We start from the raw sequence: 19,740 nt of genomic DNA, 5'->3' as shown, positions 1-19,740 counted from the left end.
CACTGGCGCCTCACTGAATTAAGCCTCATTTGATCCCGCCTAAATAATTATATTATACTTTGCGAATATATATTACCAGTAATTATGAAAAATATTCATATTATGTTATTTAATTCTATTTTTGCACTTTGCTAGCATATCGCTTAAGACTTTCTTCAAGTGTGCCGGTATGTATTTCAAATAGATGATTATTAAAGTCATAGAAATACAATGATCTACCCTCACCTGCTACACGCGGACGAGACGGCTTAAAATCAAGCCCCAAATCACGAATTTTGGCTTCATATTTTTCAAGCTCCTCTTCTGCTACTTTAAACGCTACGTGATTATAAGAACATTCACTCATGGCTTCAGCCCTCCATTATAGCAATCCAAAGCTTACCTAATTAAAAAAAATTTCTCTCGTGATAACGAAAACAAGTTGTCCTCACTTGAATATACTTCCTCAGCATCAAAGATATAAGTAAAGAACTTAGATGCTAACTCCAAATCATTTACAATAAATGTTATGTGACTTATTCTCTCAAATATTCAAACTGCCTCCTCCTGCCTATAGCTTCTAATATGATATAACACCTTAGAATAAATATAACCCTTATATAATTTACAAAACCAATTATATAAGGGTTATTTCTTTTTTAAAATATTTGTATAATAAATAGCTTATTGTTTGATATAGGTTGGAATTGAGTAAGCATATAGCTCTTTATTTATATCCACATTCTCAGGGACATAAATTATGCTATTATCCGAAATTCGCTGAACAGCCCCTGCCGTAATATAACAAACTCCATTAAGGAAATCGCCAATGCGCTGCTGTGTTGCTTGGTCAACATGCTCATAATTAACAATTATAGCTTCCTTAGCTTTCAAACGATCTGCAAACCCCTTGGCGTCATCAAAATTCCGTGGTACAGCTATAAATAACTTTAACTCATCAGCGGCATTACTGTGCACAGTAAAATTAGGTCTCGCTGCAGAATTACCCAAGCTCTTTGAATCCGCTTCTTCTTCAATTGGCATTAAAAAATTTGTCAGCTTATGAATTAGGCCTACAGTCATTTTCTCGCCTCCAGACATTACAATATAAATTTCACCATTTTTTGGTAAATATTCGACAACATATTAGTTTTTTCCTGCAAGTCTGGAAAATAAAATATATTTATATAACACATTTTGCGCACTCTGTCGTTCCATGTGTGAGAACTTGTTCATTTCGGCTCGAATCCCGGTAAACTGTTACCCCTTTACACCCCGCTAAGTAGGCTGTCATATAAACTTCGGCTACGTCTTCTTTACAAGCTTGGTGGGGCATATTAACAGTCTTAGATACGCCATTGTCAGTATACCTCTGTGCTGCTGCTAAATGTGCAACATGCCATTTTGGCGCAATCTCATGAGCAGTTAATAATACCTCTTTTACCGATGCAGGCAGGTAAACATCACGTAAAGTACCTTGTTTTCCAATGGCGCTTTCCACATCACTGCTCAGCAGTCCTCGTTTATCCAAATATCGCATTACCACCGCATTAGTACTTGTGATTAGCTGTCCTTCTAACACGCGCCGCGTTACAGCCAACGCAAATAATGGCTCTATGCCGCTTGAGCATTGCGCAATCAGGCTAATACTGCCAGTGGGTGCAATTGTAGTGACAGTTGCATTACGCATAGCATTATACCCCTTCATGGGGAAAACACTATGCCTAAACTCAGGAAAACTGCCGCGTACTAACGCTATTTCATGGGACATCTGTCTTGCTTCGCTCGTAATATAATTCATAATTTTAGCAGTAAGTTTTACCGCCACATCGCTTCCATACGGTATATCTAGCTTTATAAACAAATCGGCTAAGCCCATAATACCCAATCCTATTTTACGCGTAAGCTTAGTCTTGTCGGCAACTTCGTGTAAAGGATAATGGTTTATATCTATAACATTATCAAGAAACTTCACAGCTAATCTAATAGTTCTGCGAAGTTTATCATAATCCAGCTGTTTATTGTCCTTTAACATGTTTGCTAAATTAATTGAACCTAAATTGCAAGATTCAAATGGTAATAAAGGCTGTTCTGAGCAAGGGTTAGGACTTTCAAACATTCCTAACCTAGGAGTAGGATTAAATTTGTTTACTGTATCGATAAAGAATAAGCCTGGTTCACCGTTTTCCCAGGCCATTTCAATTAGTTCATTATAGATATCCTTCGCATTAACTTTTTTAGCCACTTGTTGAGTTCGAGGATTAATAAGTGTAAATGGCTCATTTTTTATTACTGCTGACATAAATTCATCTGTAACTGCAACAGATAAGTTAAAATTATTTAGTACATCGCGCTGCTTTTTTACGGAAATAAAATCAAGAATATCGGGGTGATCTACACGTAATATTGCCATGTTAGCTCCACTTCGCACAGCACCCTGTTTAACAATTTGAGTTGCTAAATTATAAACATGCATAAAAGAAACCGGACCACTTGAAGAGTTGCCTGTTGCAGCAACTTTATCGCCCTTTGGGCGCAATCGTGAAAATGAAAACCCCGTCCCGCCCCCGCTCTGATGGATTAAGGCCGCATTTTTTAGTGTTTCGAAAATTCCTTCTAGTGAGTCTTCAATAGGCAGCACAAAACACGCAGATAATTGAGCAGCCGATTTACCTGCATTAATTAGTGTTGGTGAATTAGGGAGAAAGTCTAATGATGACATCAAGTTATAGAAATCTTCGGCTGTACCCTGAGGGTCGCAGCCGAAGATTTTATCTGCCTGAGCAACGTGATGAGCTACTCTCATAAACAAAGCATCAGGCGTTTCATTTTCTTTTAAATAGCGAGCCTTGAGTACAGCCATAGCTTCATTTGAAAGCATATGGAAAGCCTCCTTGTGCTTATCTATTTAGCCCTTGTCTTGATTCTTACGTTCGCGGTTACGCACATTGCGGTCAAGTGTTGCTTTACGCAATCTTATGCTATGCGGTGTTACTTCAACTAATTCGTCTTTATTAATATACTCTAATGCTTGCTCTAAGCTTAAGATACGCGGAGGAGTCAAACGAATAGATTCATCAGCAGAGCTTGAACGCATATTTGTAACGTGTTTTTTCTTGCATGGGTTTACATCCATATCTAGTTCGCGGGAATTTTCCCCGACAATCATACCTTGATAAACTGCTTGAACAGGAGCAATGAACATAACTCCCCGATCCTGAACAGTATTAATACCATAAGCCGTTGTTTCCCCATCCTCAAATGCGACTAGTGCACCGCGGCTGCGCCCTGGAATTTCTCCTTTATAAGGAACATAGCCATGGAAAATATGATGCATTATTCCGTTACCTTTAGTGTTAGTTAAAAACTCTGAGCGGAAACCAATAAGACCACGTGCTGGAATAATAAATTCCATACGCAAATAGCCAGCTATCTCGGTCATGTTAACCAACTCAGCTTTTCTTGTTCCCAATGATTCCATTACAGCGCCCATGAATTCCTGTGGGACATCGATAGTAAGTGCTTCCATCGGTTCACAACGCTGACCGTTAATAGTCTTATAGATAACCTCAGGCTTACCCACTTGAAGTTCGAACCCTTCCCGGCGCATCGTCTCAATTAATATTGATAAATGTAATTCACCACGACCCGACACTTTGAAGGTATCAGCGCTATCTGTCTCGTCAACACGTAAACTTACGTTTGTTTCAACTTCCTTAAATAGGCGGTCCCTTAAATGTCTGGATGTAATTAAATGCCCTTCACGACCGGCAAAAGGACTTGTATTTACCCCAAATACCATGGCTAATGTTGGTTCATCTATGTTAATTGTAGGCAGTGCTTCTGGTCTTTCTGGGTCAGCTATAGTTTGCCCAATACTTACATCATCTAGACCAGTTATAGCGATTATATCACCAAGACCAGCTTCTTTAACTTCGACTCGCTTTAATCCCTGATATGTATAAAGTTTGCCAATCTTACCTTTGGTTTCAATATCACCATTTAAAACTAAAACATTTTGCCCATTGTTGACTCGACCGCGAATAACCCGTCCAATAGCAATACGACCAACATAATCATCATAGTCAAGTGTTGTAACCATGATTTGTAGCGGTCCTTCTAACTCACCATGAGGTGCAGGAATTTCCTTGATAAGCAATTCAAACAATGGTTTTAAATCATTGGATTCATCAGCCATGGCCAATTTAGCAATGCCATCACGTGCAGCTGCATAAACGACTGGGAAATCTAATTGATCATCATCTGCTTCTAGCTCGATAAACAGCTCTAGGACTTCGTCTACTACATCTTCTACCCGTTGATCTGGGCGATCGATTTTATTGATTACTACGATTGGTTTTAACTTCTGCTCTAAGGCCTTACGTAAAACATACTTAGTTTGAGGCATTGGCCCTTCAAAAGCGTCGACAAGCAATAACACTCCATCCACCATGTTGAGAACACGTTCTACCTCACCGCCGAAATCGGCGTGGCCTGGTGTATCGACTATATTAATCTTTATATCGTCATACATGACTGCTGTATTTTTGGATAAAATCGTTATCCCGCGTTCACGTTCAAGGTCGTTCGAGTCCATAACGCGTTCTGCTACTTGCTCGTTAGCCCGAAAAACGTTACTCTGTCTTAGCATAGCATCCACTAACGTAGTCTTGCCATGGTCAACGTGTGCAATAATTGCTATATTTCGTAGATCATTCCGTTGTTGTTTCATAAAAAACCTCCTAATAAATAAAGAAAAGGGATGTCTGTAATTTTACATACATCCCTTTTAGTGTACATATACAGACCACTATATTATACAACCGATCGACTTGTCAATTATTAAAGTTAATTTTAAAAGAAATATTATTGATTTTACCTGGTTTAATATCTACTTTATAAGTCGTTTGTCAGTTTTTTCAAATACTTTAATACTTTCTCAATGCGGATAATAACTTCAGAAAGCTTACTTGGATCATTAGCTACAATATTCACTAAACGTTTACGCTCAAGGTTATAAAAAACTTCGGCTTGATTCAAGTAATCTTCTAGTTCCTTAACTGACGGCTCAAGGCTAGATAGATCTGTTTGTTCAATCCGCCATTCCCGTCCATCAATTATTGCAACATCACCATACTGAGGTATATAGCTAGATAAATCCAACCGCTCTTTAATAATTTCAGCTAAAGGTCCGGATGCATCTGCTTCGCCATGTACTAGGAAAATATTAGCGGGCTTAGGATCACTAAAGTTACTTAACCAATCTAATAGCTGATCTTGGTCAGCATGAGCAGAAAAACCATCAAGGTTATAAATTTGAGCTTTTACACTAATTTCTTCACCCATTATTTTAACACGTTTGGCGCCCTCAATAAGTCGACGCCCCATACTTCCTTCTGCCTGATAGCCGACAAATAGTATGCTGCTTTCCGGCCGCCATAGATTATGCTTTAAGTGATGAAGAATACGTCCGGCGTCTGCCATGCCACTGGCAGAAATTATTATTGCCGGATGGTCCATACTATTTAAAGCTTTTGACTCATCCGCTGTTTTAGTGAATTTCAGTTGAGGAAGCTTTAAAGGGTTATTTTTATCATTTACCAACATATCGTAAGCTTCGCTGTCGTATTCCTGGGTATTGTGCATAAAAATATCTGTCGCTGATATTGCTAACGGGCTATCAATTATAACAGGTATATCTTGAATTTTCCCTGCTTTCAGCAATTTATGCAAATAATATAAAATAGCTTGAGTTCTGCCGACCGCGAACGACGGAATTATAATGTTTCCACCTCGGGCCATGGTGTCATTTATAATCTCGGCCAGTTTTTCTTCCTTGTCGTATTGCTCATGCTTGCGATTACCGTAGGTAGACTCAGTAATAATAAAGTCTGCTTCGGTAATTAGAGTAGGATCTTTGATTATCGGCTGGTCAGGTTGCCCTAAATCTCCCGAAAATAGCAGCTTTGTTTTTTTGCCATTTTCATTTACCACAACTTCGACAATTGACGATCCTAAGATATGGCCCGCATCTCTAAACCTAACTGTAATTTCTTCAGATAACTGAAATTCACTGTCATATAAAACTGGTGAGAATTGTTGTAAACAATTATATGCATCTTCTATTGTATAAAGCGGTTCTACAGGCTTTTTACCCGCCCGCTGTCCTTTGCGATTAGCAATTTCCGCATCAAATTCTTGTATGTGAGCACTATCCGGAAGCATTATATTGCATAATTCGGCAGTTACTTTAGTTGCGAAAATAGGTCCCCTAAAGCCGCTTTTGCATAACTTTGGCAACAGTCCGCTATGATCAATATGTGCGTGAGTAAGAAGCACATAATCCAGCGAAGTAGGGTCAAAGGCAAAGTCTCGATAGTTTAATGCTCTAACGGGTTTAGAACCCTGAAACATACCGCAGTCAACAAGTAGCTTTTTCGATCCAACCTCAAGTAAAAAAGATGACCCCGTCACCATTTTGGCCGCTCCTAAAAATGTTAGCCTCATGATATACCTCCCTTTGTCGGTTTATGTAATTATATTCCACATTAGCGAAGTTTTTACCTGCAAAAAGCAGCGAGGTATATTTTCCTCGCTGCTTTTTATTCCTCGCCCAAAGTTCGTACTTCTGGGTGCAACATTACTCCATGCTTCTCATAAACACGCTGCTGTACTTCTTTTATAAGGTCCAAAACATCCTTAGCAGTAGCACCGCCAGCATTTATTATAAAACCTGCGTGTTTAGGAGAAACTTGAGCTCCGCCGATTGATAGTCCTTTTAGACCGGTCTGCTCGATTAAGGTTCCTGCAAAATGACCAGGAGGACGCTTAAACGTGCTTCCTGCACTAGGCATTTCAATTGGTTGTTTTGTTTCTCTCTTTGTGGTAAAATCGCCCATCTTATTTCTTATTAAGGTTTGTTCACCATTTTTAAAAGCTAACTCTACTTCACAAATGGTGCAATGGTTTTCATGAAAGACACTATGCCGATAAGAGAATTCAATTTCCTCTTTGTTAAAACGTATTACACTACCGTCAGCGCAAACCGCTGTTACTGACTGAACAATATGGCTCATTTCGCCTTCATAAGCACCGGCATTCATAAATACAGCTCCGCCAATACTGCCAGGGATACCAATAGCAAACTCCATCCCAGATAAGCCAAGATCGGCCGCATAACGAGAAACATCACGTAATAATGCGCCTGCTCCAGCAAAAATATGATTGCCTTCATGTCTTATTCGTGACATTTCTTTGCTAAACTTCAAAACTAACCCACGAATTCCATTATCTAAAACAAGTACATTTGAACCATTTCCTAGAATTGTAACAGGAATATCATAGTCTTTAGCTAACTTCGCTACACTCGTAACCTCTTCAACAGAAGCAGGCAGCACAAAGTAATCGGCCGGCCCTCCAATACGAAAAGTAGTGTGGTTAGCTAATGGCTCATCTATTAGCAGTCGGTCGCTGGGAATTATTTTTTCAATTTTATTTAAGAATTCATTATTCTTTTGCAAAGAAATCCATTCCTTCGGCGACGGAGTCACCAATTATTTTGTAAATGTCACCAATAATTTGATTAAATCGCATATGCGCATGAACAAAGTCTTTTGCTTTGCTATTGACTATAAGTAGTTCATACATTTTTTGAAGCTGTTCAACTTTATTTTTATCCTCAGGTTTCCCTGACATCATTTCATATTGAACTTCCATTTGTCTGGCTATAAAATCCTGCACCATTTGTTTAGCTTGCGCATCCGCTTCTACACTGTTTTTAGCAGCTAAAAATGAACGATATTCGTCCGAATTTTTTAAGGCTTTGGCTAGTTCGTGAGCTTTATCATAAGTAGTCATTATATACCTCCGTATACATCAATTATAGTATGTTTATTTTTTTATTTTAATACTAACATTTCCAAATTATTGGATAATCATCACAAATCTTCACTTTAAAAGCGAATAATATAAATTTTGCATCGCCAAAGCATCGACAGCCTGAGTACCAGCAGACTCGCATATTATCCTCGGCGCATAATGCTGTTCAGCGCAAAGTTCGATTAGCGGCTGGTGCGGCGGACCATAGGGATCGTCAAACGTCCAATGCCTTTTTTCCCCGGCTTTTGTAAATTCTATTCTGCTAAAGTGTATATGTAAATGCCTAGCAACATCATTACCTAAAACTTCGCCAATTCGATTAAATACTTGGGCAAATTCCTCTTTAGTAGTGTACTGTCCTCCGGTCACCGCATGTAAATGTCCAAAATCAACGGCAGGTATAACCCATTTTGACATTTTGCACAACTCCAGGACTTCCTCTAAATTACCTAATTGATTCTGTTTACCCATTGTTTCCGGCATAAGATATACACCTGTCAAACCACGCCTATCTGCTAATTCTAGTACTTCGGCAAAAGCTTTTTTTGATCGTTCCATGGCTGCCGTACGTGCTTGTTTACCAGGTCCTCCAATATGGAAAACAATTCTGTCTGCTCTCATCCAATGAGCGGCCTGCATCGTTTTCATGAAATGATTTTGAGTATTGGCGACAATTGTTTCATCCTCAGCACCTAGACTAATATAATATGGCGCATGTATGCTAAGACTTATACCATGCTCTTCGGCTTTATTTCCAATAGCCCTAGCCGTATCTTCCTTAATATTAGCACCTCGGCTGCACTGATACTCATATGCCGATAATTTTAATCCAGCCAACCATTCTGGCATTTCTACCGAGGCTTTTTTGCCACTTTCATAAAAGGCATCCGGGTTGCCGGCAGGTCCAAACTTTGCTAACATATCTATTCACCAACTTTAACATCTTTTTATACTAGCCTAAATTGGGGAATTTAAGCTGTCTAAGCGCTTCATATACAACTATTGCAGCAGCGTTTGATAGGTTAAGTGATCTAGCATCATCTAACATCGGTATTCTAATGCAGTTTTCTCGTTTAATATTTAGTATTTCTTCTGGCAATCCTGCCGTTTCTTTACCAAACACTAGCATATCTTCAGCCTCAAACTTTACATCAGTGAAAGGTCTGGTCGTTTTAGTAGTATTGAAATAAAAGGTATTATCTGGATATTTTTCAATAACTTCAGCAAAATTATCATGATAATGCACTTTTACTAAGTGCCAGTAGTCAAGACCTGCTCTCTTTAGATATCTATCGTCTACTGAAAACCCTAGCGGCCTTACTAAGTGAAGCTCGGTTCCAGTTGCAGCGCAAAGCCGCGCAATATTACCCGTGTTGCCCGGTATCTCGGGTTCAACTAAGACTATATGCATAAACAAAATCACTCCAATATGTAATAACAACTAACTTATTCACTAACCATGAATAAGCTTTGGTATACAGCGCACACACACCCATTCACTATCCCCTTTAGATTTTATAGGAATTAGCGGGCGTTCATATTCTGTAACGTCACATAACGAACATTTCATAGTAACATTAAATTCCGGCTTATTGGCGATAACCTTCTTGTGTTCATGTACTGCTTCTTCATCAAATGCATTAACTTCGCGTTCTTCTAATAACAAAGCTCCAGTAGGGCAAACCCCTAGGCAAAAACCCGCTCCATCACAAAGTTCTTCCCGGCGCACTTTTGCCTTGCCTTCAATTATTTCAATAGCACCTTCTGCACAAGGTGAAACACATTTCCCACAGCCCGTACATAGTTCTTCTTGTATCTTAACTATTTTTCTCTTTACTTTTTGCATATTATCATCCCCCCAATTATTTAGCTAAATTTAAAGCTGTTCTAAGCATAATCTCCATCCCTAACGATAATACGCTTTCATCAATATCAAATTTAGGATGATGATGAGGAAAAGTTATATTCTTTTGTTCATTTCCAGAGCCGACGAAAACCATCATTCCTGGCACCTTTTCCAAATAACAAGAGAAATCTTCCCCACCCATTACTGGCTTGATTTCTATTATCTTATCAGGGGAAATTACTTCTTTTGCTGCTTGAACAACTTCTTTAACGATTTCAGGATGGTTGACAACGGGCCCAAACCCGAGTACCTTGTCTAAAATTACCTCAGCACCTGCTGCTTGGCCAATGCCTCGAGCTATTTTTTCTATCCGTTCAAAGATTTGAAGACGAATATTCTGATCAAAAGATCGCACAGTACCTTTTAGAACTGCAGTGTCTGGGATAACATTGAATACCTCGCCGGATTTAAATAAACCTAGAGATACTACCGCATTTTCCATAGGATCAATATTCCGGCTGATAATAGTATTTAATGAAATAACAATTTGAGCTCCTACAAGTATAGGGTCGATTGTCTGATGAGGCATTGAACCATGTCCGCCCCGTCCCTTAATAGTAATGGTAAATTCGTCAGGTGATGCCATCAGTCTTCCGTAAGAAACACCTATAGTTCCGGCTTCGACTGTCTGCCACAGATGCGCGGCAATAATCGCGTCGACTCCAACTAGAGCCCCTTCTTTAATAAGCTGCTGTGCGCCCCCAGGAAATTCTTCTTCGCTCGGCTGAAACAGCAACCTTATTTTACCTGCCATTTGTCCTTTGATCTCATATAAAACTTTAGCAATACCTACAAGCATTGCAATATGTCCATCGTGACCACATGCATGACATACACCGTGGTTTTTAGATCGGTAAGGCTTAGTAATTTCGTCCTGAAGTTTCAAAGCATCCATATCTGCCCTTAAAGCTATAGTCTTTCCTGGAAAAGCACCTTCTATTTCTACTATAACACCTGTATTGGCAGCGGCTCTAGGGCTTAATCCTAATTCTTGCAGTTCTGACATGATTTTTTTCTGAGTATTATATTCCTGTCCGCTTAACTCTGGATAGGTATGGAAATATCTGCGCAGCTCTATAACTGAGGAATTATGTTTCTCTACTAGTTTTCGAATATCAAGTGTCAAGGAAGTGCCTCCCTTCTCCGAATACTATTAATAATTACTTGTTAATATAATAATTATACTAAATGTACAATCAAAACCCTTTATTGCAATTACACACTTTATCTCCGCTAAAAATAAGTATCCCCTCACAAACTAAATCAGTTTGGGGAGGGGATACTTTTGTAAGCTATTTTAAAACCGCCCCTTGACTTGCGGATGTAACAAGTTTTGCATAACGTGCTAAGTAACCACTCGTTACTTTCGGCTGCGGCTTCTTCCAAGAAGCTTTACGTTTTTCTAACTCTTCATCACTTACTAGAACTTCCATTACACGTCCAGGTATATCAATGGATATAATATCGCCTTCCTCAACAAGAGCTATTGGTCCACCTTCCGCCGCCTCAGGTGAAACATGTCCAATACAGGCACCACGGGTAGCACCGCTGAAACGACCGTCAGTAATAAGCGCAACACGCAAACCCATACCTGCTATTACTGCAGTCGGATTGAGCATTTCTCGCATGCCTGGCCCACCTTTAGGACCTTCGTAACGAATAACAACAACCTCGTTATCAAATACCTTTTTATCCAGTATGGCTTCAATCGCAAGATCTTCGGAGTCAAAAACACGCGCTTTACCCTTAAATACTAACATGTCTTCCGCAACAGCGCTTTCCTTGACTACAGCTCGGTCTGGAGCGAGGTTACCTTTTAGAATGGCTATCCCACCCCTGCTGCGGTAAGGATTATCTACCGATTTTATAATATCAGAATCTAGAATTTCAGCATTTTTAATTCGCTCTTCAATAGTTCCGTCTATAGTCAAGGCTTCTGTGTGAATAAGCCCGCGTTTAGCTAATTCTTTCATAACTGCAGAAATGCCGCCTGCCTCGTTCAAATCTTGGATATGGTGTGTGCCTCCAGGACTAAGTTTTGTTATATAAGGAGTCTTAGCACTAATACTGTCAAATAAATCGAGAGGAAGCTCTAATCCTGCTTCATTGGCAATAGCCGTCAAATGCAATACCGTATTGGAAGAACCGCCTATTCCCATATCCACAGCAATCGCATTTTCAAACGCTTTCATAGTCATAATATCACGAGGTTTTATATCTTTTTTTACTAAATCAAGAATAAGCGCTCCGGCTTTTTTGGCTAGCATCTTTCTTGCGCCAAAATGAGCGGCCGGAATTGTTCCATTGCCGGGAACACCCATACCTAGAGCTTCTGTTAAACAGTTCATTGTGTTTGCTGTAAAAAGGCCGGCACAAGAACCGCACCCTGGACAGGCAGATTTCTCCATAGAGTCAAGTTGAGCCGCGTCTATTTTTCCAGCCTCAAATAGGCCAGCAGCTTCAAATATGTTGCTTACACTAACATCCTTGCCTTTATACCGACCTGCCATCATTGGACCGCCGCTTACTACAACACACGGAATATTAAGGCGAGCCGCTGCCATCAACATTCCTGGAACGATTTTATCGCAGTTGGGTATAAGCACTAATCCGTCAAAAGCATGCCCCATAGCAACTGATTCGATTGAGTCAGCAATTAGTTCACGGCTTGCTAAGGGATACCTCATACCATCATGCCCCATAGCGATACCGTCGCAAATACCAATGGACGGGAACTCAACAGGTGTACCGCCTGCAGCAGCAACCCCCAACTTCGCTGCTTCAGCAATGGTGCGCAGATGTATATGACCTGGAATAATCTCATTGAAGGCATTAACAACACCAATTAATGGCTTGTCTAAATCCTGCGGCGTATAACCCATTGAGTAAAATAACGCACGATGTGCGGCACGTGTAGAACCTTTTTTTACGATATCGCTCCTCATATTATCCCCACCTCAAATATTATTGACTATTGTTTCTCTAAAGCCTTTATCAAAAGAGTTAAAACATGGTTGACTGGTGTTTCAACCTCATATTTTTTCCCTTCAGCAACTATAGCGCCATTTATATTATCAATTTCCGTTTTACTGCCTTTTTCGATATCCTGAAGCATCGATGATTTATTAGTGTAAGTGTCTTTTGCAACAGCTTCAGCCAATTTGAAAGGATCCTGCAAAAATCTAATCCCTTTATGATTTGCTACAGAAACTAATTCATTAATTGCCAAATTCATAAGTTCTCGTGTTTCTTTACGAACTAACAGCTCTCCATTGGTTAGTGAAGTAATAGCTGTAATGGCATTTATTCCAGTATTTACAGCAAGTTTTGTCCAAATCAGGCTCTGAATATTTTCGCTGAGAGAAACATTTATACCAACACTGCTAAAAGTTTCTGCAATTCGAAGTAATCTTCCTGACAAAGATCCGTTTAGTTCTCCAAGAGTCACTTTGCCAATATTACTAACTTTTATCAGTCCCGGAGCTGCCACAATGCATCCGTAAGATGTTGAACCAGCTATAACTTTTTCTTCACCTATTACAGTGCCGATTTTTTCAATATTTCCGAGACCATTCTGCATCGTTAAAACAACAGTTTTATCATCAATAATCCTAATGCAATCCTGAATTGCTTGCTGTGTGTCATAGGCTTTGACAAATAAAATTATTAAATCAGCTTTTTCTGCATCAGTTATATCTGCAGAAGCTCTGATGTTAACTATAATCTCAGAAGATTCATCAATAATTTTAAGACCATTTTGGGTTATTGCTTGTACCAGTTCAGTACGCTTATCGATAAGTATTACATCTTGCCCGCCCTGTGCCAGCATAGCTCCAAACAAGCTGCCCATTGCACCAGCACCTATAATAGCTATTTTCATTAGAAGCTCCTTATTCAGCTATCAATACAGCCGGCCAAGCTGCTGTTCCTTAGTTAAACCAAAGGAGTGCTCTGGTGCTGGAAATGATCCATCTGAAACTTCTTTCGCATATTCATTAAGAGCATCTACGATTTGCCCATTAAGTTGAGCATATTTTTTTACGAACTTAGGAGTGAATTTATCATACATTCCTAGTAAGTCCTGCATTACAAGCACTTGAGCGTCACAATATGGACCAGCCCCTATCCCAATTGTGGGAATGGCGACTTTTTCTGTAATCAACTGTGCAATTGGTGAAACTACGCACTCTAGGACTATAGCAAAGGCCCCGGCTTGTTCAAGCTGCATCGCATCTTCTACTAGTTTTCTAGCAATCTCCGCATCTTTTCCCTGCACTTTAAAACCGCCTAATTGAGCGGCTGTTTGGGGTGTTAAGCCAATATGGCCGACAACAGGAATACCGCCTTTGACCATTTCACTAACTATCTCTAAGACATTAGATCCGCCTTCAAGTTTTACTGCATCTGCGCCGCCTTCCTTAATAAGACGGTTGGCGTTTCTAATTGCTTCACTGACACTAACGTTGTAGGAACCGAAAGGCATATCGGCAACAACAAAAGTATTCTTGGCTCCTCGCACCACAGGCTTTGTATGGTGAATTATATCCTCCATGGTAACCGGAACAGTACTATCGTAGCCAAGTACAACCATACCCAATGAATCCCCAACAAGGATCATTTCGATTGGTGTCTTCTCGACCATTGATGCAAACGTATAGTCATACGCTGTTACCATGCGAAATTTCTGGCCCTGTGCTTTAAGTTCTTTGAATTGAGGAATGGTCAACTTTTTTTTCGTCAAAATAGCCGCCTCCTATAACTGCTTATAATAGTATAACTTAATATGCGGTTTACACCACATATATATTCTGTCTATTATTCAATAAACATTACAAAATTCCTGCTATTATTCGACAAAACGGACATACAAAAGCAGTGCCCTTTTAATTAGAGCACTGTTTTTATGTGTTACTATTTTTCAGTTTCTTCTGGGCGGTGATTTTTACATTTTTTATTATTTTTTGATAACCCTGCAATTCCAGCGACACTTGTTGCCCCTGCTACTGCTGCATTAGTAGTTGCTGCAAAATTAGGGCAATCATCGTCGTCATCTTCATCATCTTCAATAATTTCATTCGGGCCTAGAGCCGTATTATCTGCAAAACTATGCGAGTGACCGTCATCAACACTAGTTTCACCACTGAAATAATGCGTATGAGTCCCATCAGGCATTGCAATCGCTGGACCACTCATCACATCATACCAATGCCAGTGACCTTCATCGCCATCTACAAAGAAAGTTGTCCTCCCGCGAACCCGATGGACATGAGAGTTTCCTTGAGGACACATCGGACCACTTACTCCCATAATAACGTGCTGATGCTCATCAGCTACATCAGTCTCTGTATTGTAGCTATGAACATGCAGCGAATGTTTCTCATCTAATTCTCCTACTATAGTCTGACGTGCTTCGTCAGCCATTCTCGACACCTCCTTAAAATCCCTACTATATGTTATGTTAATTTAAAACATTTTGTGATTACCGTTTTGAAAATGGTGTATAATTAATCTATCTAACAAAAAGTGGTTACCTATCATTTTTTGAAGGATTCTTAAATCAACTCAATCTGCAGCAAGGGTATATAAGCCTGCGCACGGGAGGGAACGCAAGTTATACAGTCCCTTCTATGCTTATTGTCATAGAAGGGATTCACTATTTAGGGAGGTACATATGTCAAAGCGTATCGGTGTGATAGGAATAGTAATTGATAATCCCCAAGAAACATCTGAGCGTGTTAATAAGATTATCAGCGAATACAGCCATTTAATCATTGGTCGAATGGGCATACCTAGACCAGACGAACAGGTTGGCATTATTTCCTTAATAATTGAAGGCAGCACTGATCACGTCGGAGCTTTAACTGGCAAACTTGGAAACCTTCCAGGTGTAACTGTGAAATCCGCCCTTACTACAAAAAACTTAACTAAGGGGGAGACGAGATGATTAAATTAGAAGAACGTTCTACAGATGCCTTTATTGACGACAGTCTAATAACCGAATTATTATTTTCTGCTGAAAACTTAGCCCAAGACTTTGACTACGTTAAGGGCATAATTGCTAAAGCCAAAGATTACCACGGACTTTCTGCCGCCGAAGTTGCTGTTTTATTAAAAGTGACTAACCCAGAACTACTGAATGAAATGTTTATAGCTGCCTCTGAGGTTAAAAAAGCTATTTACGGAACTCGAATCGTTTTATTTGCACCGCTATATATCTCAAGTCACTGTGTAAACAACTGTATCTATTGCGGGTACCGTGCGGAAAACAAACATCAATTGCGACGGCACTTATCGTTAGAAGAGGTAAAGACAGAAGTTGAAATATTACAATCACTTGGTCACAAACGAATAGCACTCGAAGCAGGAGAAGACCCTGTTAACTGCTCGATAGATTATGTGATTGAAGCAATTCGTGAAATCTATAGTATAAAGAACCAAAATGGTAGCATTCGCCGTATTAATGTCAACGTAGCTGCTACAACAATTGAAGAATATCATAAACTAAAACAAGCCGATATTGGCACTTATATCCTCTTTCAAGAAACCTACCATCGCCCAACCTATGCCGCAATGCATCCAACGGGTCCTAAACAAGACTACAACTGGCACACCACGGCAATGGATAGGGCTATGAAAGCTGGTATTGATGATGTTGGTATAGGCGTTCTTTACGGCTTATATGACTATCAATATGAAACGGTCGCAATGTTTCTCCATGCTGAACATTTAGAAAAAACTTTTGGAGTTGGCCCTCATACCATTTCCGTTCCGCGGCTACGCCCCGCAGCTTCCGTAACTTTAGAAAATTTCCCTTATCTCGTAACAGATGACCAGTTTGAGAAAATCATTGCGATTATCCGCTTGGCTGTACCTTATACTGGAATGATTTTATCTACAAGAGAAGCACCTGAATTACGCGATAAACTAATTACATACGGTGTTTCACAGATTAGTGCTGGCTCCTGTACTGGAGTTGGCGGCTATCAGCAAACTTATGAGAACCAAGGTAATGCTAAAAATGGAATGCAATTCGAGACTGGTGACAACAGGTCTCCTAACGAAATTATAAGAATGCTTTGCAACAACGGATTTATACCTAGCTATTGTACGGCTTGCTACCGCCAGGGAAGAACAGGCGATCGATTTATGAGTCTAGCGAAAACAGGCGAAATACAAAATGTATGTCTGCCAAATGCACTATTGACTTTTAAAGAATTTCTCATCGACTACGCTGACGAAACCACAAAGCAAATTGGAGATAAATTAATAGACAAAAGTATTGCAGACATACCTCAGGAAAACATCCGTAATAAAACTATTGAGAGACTTAATCAAATTGAAATTGGAAAGCGTGATTTATACTTTTAATCAAAAAAGATAGGCCAATGGCAGTAACCAATTGGCCTATCTTTCTATTTTATTGGTAATAATAAGGATATAATGCACTTTTTAACGAAATAATTAATTTGGTATAATTTACATATAACATGACAAGCAGGTGAATTAATGAAGCGTATTTTGAGCCTTTTGCTAGTGCTTTTATTTTTTATATTTCTCACAGAAAAAAGCGGGATAATGGGACTGAGTACCTTTAGGCCAGAAATTGAAGTAACACAAGAAGCCAATGAATATGTTTTATCCTGGTCTGAAATTCCTTATCTGGCCTACTACGAAGTCGAAGTACTAACTATACCTGCTGATTCCGCGCAGCAAATTACTTCGGCAAATCAGCGTATTGTCAAATATCAGACCTGGGACAATAAATTAACAATAGATCAAACTTTCCCCTTTCGGACATTTTGGCGTGTTTCCGCACATGGTTTATTCAGCCACCCTATAGGCAGCTATTCAAATACCATTAACTTAGCCCAAATATTAGGGACAACAGCCGAAGATTTTTCCAAAATAAAGCCTGCTGCTACATCGCACTACACACAAAGTAACCCTTCCGCCGCTCAGCCGATGTTAACGTGGACAGTAATACCAGGAGCCGTATACTACGAAATTGAATTTTTAAATTCCCCCCCGGAAAACCCTAACGATATAACGTTATCTGAGCATAAGATTTTTAGCTCGCGTGAAGTCTTTACAAATGGCTACAATGCCGATTTATCTAAATACACAGAAAGTCATTTCTATTGGCGGGTAAGAGCAATTGATAATAATGATAATCCTATCGGTGTTTTTTCGGACGCTACTGATATCTATATTGACCATTCACTTAAGCAACCATTAAAACCGCAGACGACCAGTAAATACGACTTAGGACAACATACAACACCCTTATATCCTGTGTACTCTTGGATACCCATAATTGGCACAAAGCAGTACGAAATAGAAGTCCTTAGCCAAGCCCCAGAAAACCCTAATGGTACTACACCATCTATTTATAGAATTTGGCACAAGGAAGTCAATGATGCATTAGACTGCTACGATGAAATTGCGCGCATTACCCCTGGAACCTATTTCTGGCGTGTTCGAGGTCTTGATCAATATGGGAATACTTTAGGTGTCTTTTCCGATGCTGAGCAAGTTACTGTCGACTTAAAAAAAGGAAATTATTCAGCAACGTTTGGTGACAGCATTACTCATGGCGGAGGAGCAATATCTTATTCGCCAGCCGATTTGGAGTACAGCTTTCAAACCTATTTAAACTTCCCAACTGTAAATTTGGGAAAGAGTGGTGATACCTCCCAAAGCATGGCAGCCCGCTTCGATAAAGATGTCCTGCCCTACAACCCGAGATTTCTAATTATACTGGGCGGAACTAACAGCCTGCGCGGAGGTATTTCATCAACACAGGTTATTAGTGATCTAACAGTTATCCGCGATAAATGTTTGGCTGCAGGCATCCGGCCTATCTTCCTTACACTGCCGCCAATTAACCCCGCTGCAATAGAGCGAGCTTTTAAAGAGGAGACTTCCCCCAATTGGCGGGAAGAATTTGATGCAGTCAATAGATTCATTAGGCAACAGCGTTATTTTATTGATCTTGACCCGTATTTTATTGACGCAAAACGCGAACTTGCTGACCATTATGCTATCGACGGACTTCATCCTGATATTGAAGGAAAAAAACTAATCGCACAAATCATTAACGCTCATTGGGAGCGAGTGACGCGCTAATAAGAGCATCGCGGTGCAGTTTAGCAGTCTTAAAAAATTCATGCACAATTTGACGTTCTTCTTGCTGAATGGCAGTTATAACGTTTTGAATAATAGTCTGCAAGTTCATTAGACTACTGACAATTGCTTCAGAATTTGTCATACAAATATCAGCCCACATATCAGCATTAGATGAAGCGATACGTGTAGTGTCGCGAAAACCTCCACCAGCTAGTTTAAGATTGCATTCAAGCTCACTCGGCGTTAGCCCTAGCAGATTAACTAAAGCTGCAGCAGTTACATGCGGTACATGACTAATTACTGCTGCGCATTTATCATGCTGTTCCAAATCCATAACCGTGATATTTGCTCCAGTACACATCAGTAAATCATATATTTTTTCTACTGCAGCAACTGACTTTGATGTTTCTGGAATTACTATATACCATTTATCTTTGAATAGATCTTTATCTGCCGCTAATATCCCGCTTTGCTCGCTGCCAGCCATAGGATGGCCAGCAACGTAATGAACATCAGGCGGTAAAAGCTTAGCTAAGTTTTCACATAGATAAGCTTTTGTGCTTCCTACATCAGTTATTATCGTATCCTTCCTTAAAAAAGGAAGGATTTCCTTTACAACCGATATTATTTGCAATACAGGCGTGCATAAAAAGATTATATCTGCCTGACTGACAGCTTTAGCATAATCAGTCGTGCTTTCGTCTACTGCGCCACACTCAACCGATTTCTTTAGTGTTTCCGCATTATTATCAACACCTATTATAGAGGCCTGTGATCCATATTTATTTTTAATGGCTAGCCCTATCGAACCGCCAATTAATCCTAGACCGATTATTGTAATATTCATTTCA

General features: G+C 39.7%; 18 protein-coding genes and 1 pseudogene. 3 read left to right on the top strand and 16 right to left on the bottom strand.

Annotated features, from left to right (window positions below; genetic code table 11):
- Positions 1–115: 115 nt before the first annotated feature.
- The 15 genes and pseudogenes from fosX to V6C17_RS03140 all read right to left on the bottom strand — a co-directional run bounded on the left by fosX (position 116) and on the right by V6C17_RS03140 (position 15,184).
- A pseudogene (gene fosX / locus V6C17_RS15945) lies at positions 116–531 on the bottom strand (FosX/FosE/FosI family fosfomycin resistance hydrolase).
- A 132-nt stretch (positions 532–663) separates the two neighbouring features.
- Positions 664–1,062, bottom strand: a complete 399-nt coding sequence (locus V6C17_RS03205; RefSeq protein WP_333521103.1) for a cell division protein SepF — start codon at positions 1,060–1,062, stop codon at positions 664–666.
- Positions 1,063–1,162: 100 nt separating this feature from the next.
- The gene (locus V6C17_RS03200; RefSeq protein WP_333521102.1) at positions 1,163–2,860 is read right to left on the bottom strand and encodes an adenosylcobalamin-dependent ribonucleoside-diphosphate reductase; all 1,698 of its coding nucleotides are present in this window, start codon (positions 2,858–2,860) and stop codon (positions 1,163–1,165) included.
- A 27-nt stretch (positions 2,861–2,887) separates the two neighbouring features.
- Positions 2,888–4,711, bottom strand: coding sequence for a translational GTPase TypA (typA, locus tag V6C17_RS03195; protein ID WP_333521101.1), 1,824 nt, complete (start codon positions 4,709–4,711; stop codon positions 2,888–2,890).
- 164 nt (positions 4,712–4,875) lie between these two features.
- Complete coding sequence (locus V6C17_RS03190) at positions 4,876–6,486, bottom strand: MBL fold metallo-hydrolase (RefSeq protein ID WP_333521100.1); 1,611 nt, start codon at positions 6,484–6,486, stop codon at positions 4,876–4,878.
- A gap of 95 nt (positions 6,487–6,581) precedes the next feature.
- Positions 6,582–7,499 carry a UDP-N-acetylmuramate dehydrogenase gene (gene murB / locus V6C17_RS03185; RefSeq protein WP_333521099.1) on the bottom strand — a complete coding sequence of 306 codons (918 nt, stop codon included), beginning with the start codon at positions 7,497–7,499 and terminating at the stop codon, positions 6,582–6,584.
- Complete coding sequence (locus V6C17_RS03180; RefSeq protein WP_333521098.1) at positions 7,486–7,836, bottom strand: YlbF family regulator; 351 nt, start codon at positions 7,834–7,836, stop codon at positions 7,486–7,488. The genes murB and V6C17_RS03180 overlap by 14 nt, the downstream gene beginning before the upstream one ends.
- A gap of 90 nt (positions 7,837–7,926) precedes the next feature.
- Positions 7,927–8,778 (bottom strand): TIM barrel protein, encoded by an 852-nt coding sequence (locus tag V6C17_RS03175; RefSeq protein WP_333521097.1) that lies wholly within the window; start codon positions 8,776–8,778, stop codon positions 7,927–7,929.
- Between the two features lie 31 nt (positions 8,779–8,809).
- A complete protein-coding gene (gene trmL / locus V6C17_RS03170; RefSeq protein WP_333521096.1) occupies positions 8,810–9,268 on the bottom strand; it encodes a tRNA (uridine(34)/cytosine(34)/5-carboxymethylaminomethyluridine(34)-2'-O)-methyltransferase TrmL in 459 nt (152 codons plus the stop codon).
- Between the two features lie 42 nt (positions 9,269–9,310).
- On the bottom strand, positions 9,311–9,703 hold the full coding sequence (locus V6C17_RS03165) for an ATP-binding protein (protein ID WP_333521095.1): 393 nt from the start codon (positions 9,701–9,703) through the stop codon (positions 9,311–9,313).
- Positions 9,704–9,719: 16 nt separating this feature from the next.
- Complete coding sequence (locus tag V6C17_RS03160) at positions 9,720–10,889, bottom strand: M20 metallopeptidase family protein (protein ID WP_333521094.1); 1,170 nt, start codon at positions 10,887–10,889, stop codon at positions 9,720–9,722.
- A gap of 166 nt (positions 10,890–11,055) precedes the next feature.
- Positions 11,056–12,708, bottom strand: coding sequence for a dihydroxy-acid dehydratase (ilvD, locus tag V6C17_RS03155; RefSeq protein ID WP_333521093.1), 1,653 nt, complete (start codon positions 12,706–12,708; stop codon positions 11,056–11,058).
- 26 nt (positions 12,709–12,734) lie between these two features.
- Positions 12,735–13,643 carry a ketopantoate reductase family protein gene (locus tag V6C17_RS03150; RefSeq protein WP_333521092.1) on the bottom strand — a complete coding sequence of 303 codons (909 nt, stop codon included), beginning with the start codon at positions 13,641–13,643 and terminating at the stop codon, positions 12,735–12,737.
- Between the two features lie 21 nt (positions 13,644–13,664).
- Complete coding sequence (gene panB / locus V6C17_RS03145; RefSeq protein WP_333521155.1) at positions 13,665–14,507, bottom strand: 3-methyl-2-oxobutanoate hydroxymethyltransferase; 843 nt, start codon at positions 14,505–14,507, stop codon at positions 13,665–13,667.
- A 167-nt stretch (positions 14,508–14,674) separates the two neighbouring features.
- Positions 14,675–15,184 (bottom strand): YmaF family protein, encoded by a 510-nt coding sequence (locus V6C17_RS03140; RefSeq protein WP_333521091.1) that lies wholly within the window; start codon positions 15,182–15,184, stop codon positions 14,675–14,677.
- A 250-nt stretch (positions 15,185–15,434) separates the two neighbouring features.
- Here V6C17_RS03140 and V6C17_RS03135 point away from each other — a divergent pair, with 250 nt between their 5' ends.
- The 3 genes from V6C17_RS03135 to V6C17_RS03125 all read left to right on the top strand — a co-directional run bounded on the left by V6C17_RS03135 (position 15,435) and on the right by V6C17_RS03125 (position 18,889).
- The gene (locus tag V6C17_RS03135) at positions 15,435–15,707 is read left to right on the top strand and encodes a TM1266 family iron-only hydrogenase system putative regulator (RefSeq protein WP_333521090.1); all 273 of its coding nucleotides are present in this window, start codon (positions 15,435–15,437) and stop codon (positions 15,705–15,707) included.
- The gene (gene hydG / locus V6C17_RS03130) at positions 15,704–17,131 is read left to right on the top strand and encodes a [FeFe] hydrogenase H-cluster radical SAM maturase HydG (RefSeq protein WP_333521089.1); all 1,428 of its coding nucleotides are present in this window, start codon (positions 15,704–15,706) and stop codon (positions 17,129–17,131) included. The genes V6C17_RS03135 and hydG overlap by 4 nt, the downstream gene beginning before the upstream one ends.
- Before the next feature lie 138 nt (positions 17,132–17,269).
- Complete coding sequence (locus V6C17_RS03125) at positions 17,270–18,889, top strand: SGNH/GDSL hydrolase family protein (RefSeq protein ID WP_333521088.1); 1,620 nt, start codon at positions 17,270–17,272, stop codon at positions 18,887–18,889.
- Here the strand turns inward: V6C17_RS03125 and V6C17_RS03120 are convergent.
- The gene (locus V6C17_RS03120) at positions 18,858–19,736 is read right to left on the bottom strand and encodes a prephenate dehydrogenase (protein WP_333521087.1); all 879 of its coding nucleotides are present in this window, start codon (positions 19,734–19,736) and stop codon (positions 18,858–18,860) included. The two genes, V6C17_RS03125 and V6C17_RS03120, sit on opposite strands and share 32 nt — an antisense overlap.
- Between the last annotated feature and the right edge of the window lie 4 nt (positions 19,737–19,740).

The organism is Dendrosporobacter sp. 1207_IL3150 (assembly GCF_036763085.1).
Classification (GTDB): Bacteria; Bacillota; Negativicutes; order DSM-1736; family Dendrosporobacteraceae; genus JBAIYU01.
Note: the sequence above shows the minus strand (reverse complement) of the source record. Positions and strands in the feature narration are given on the sequence as shown.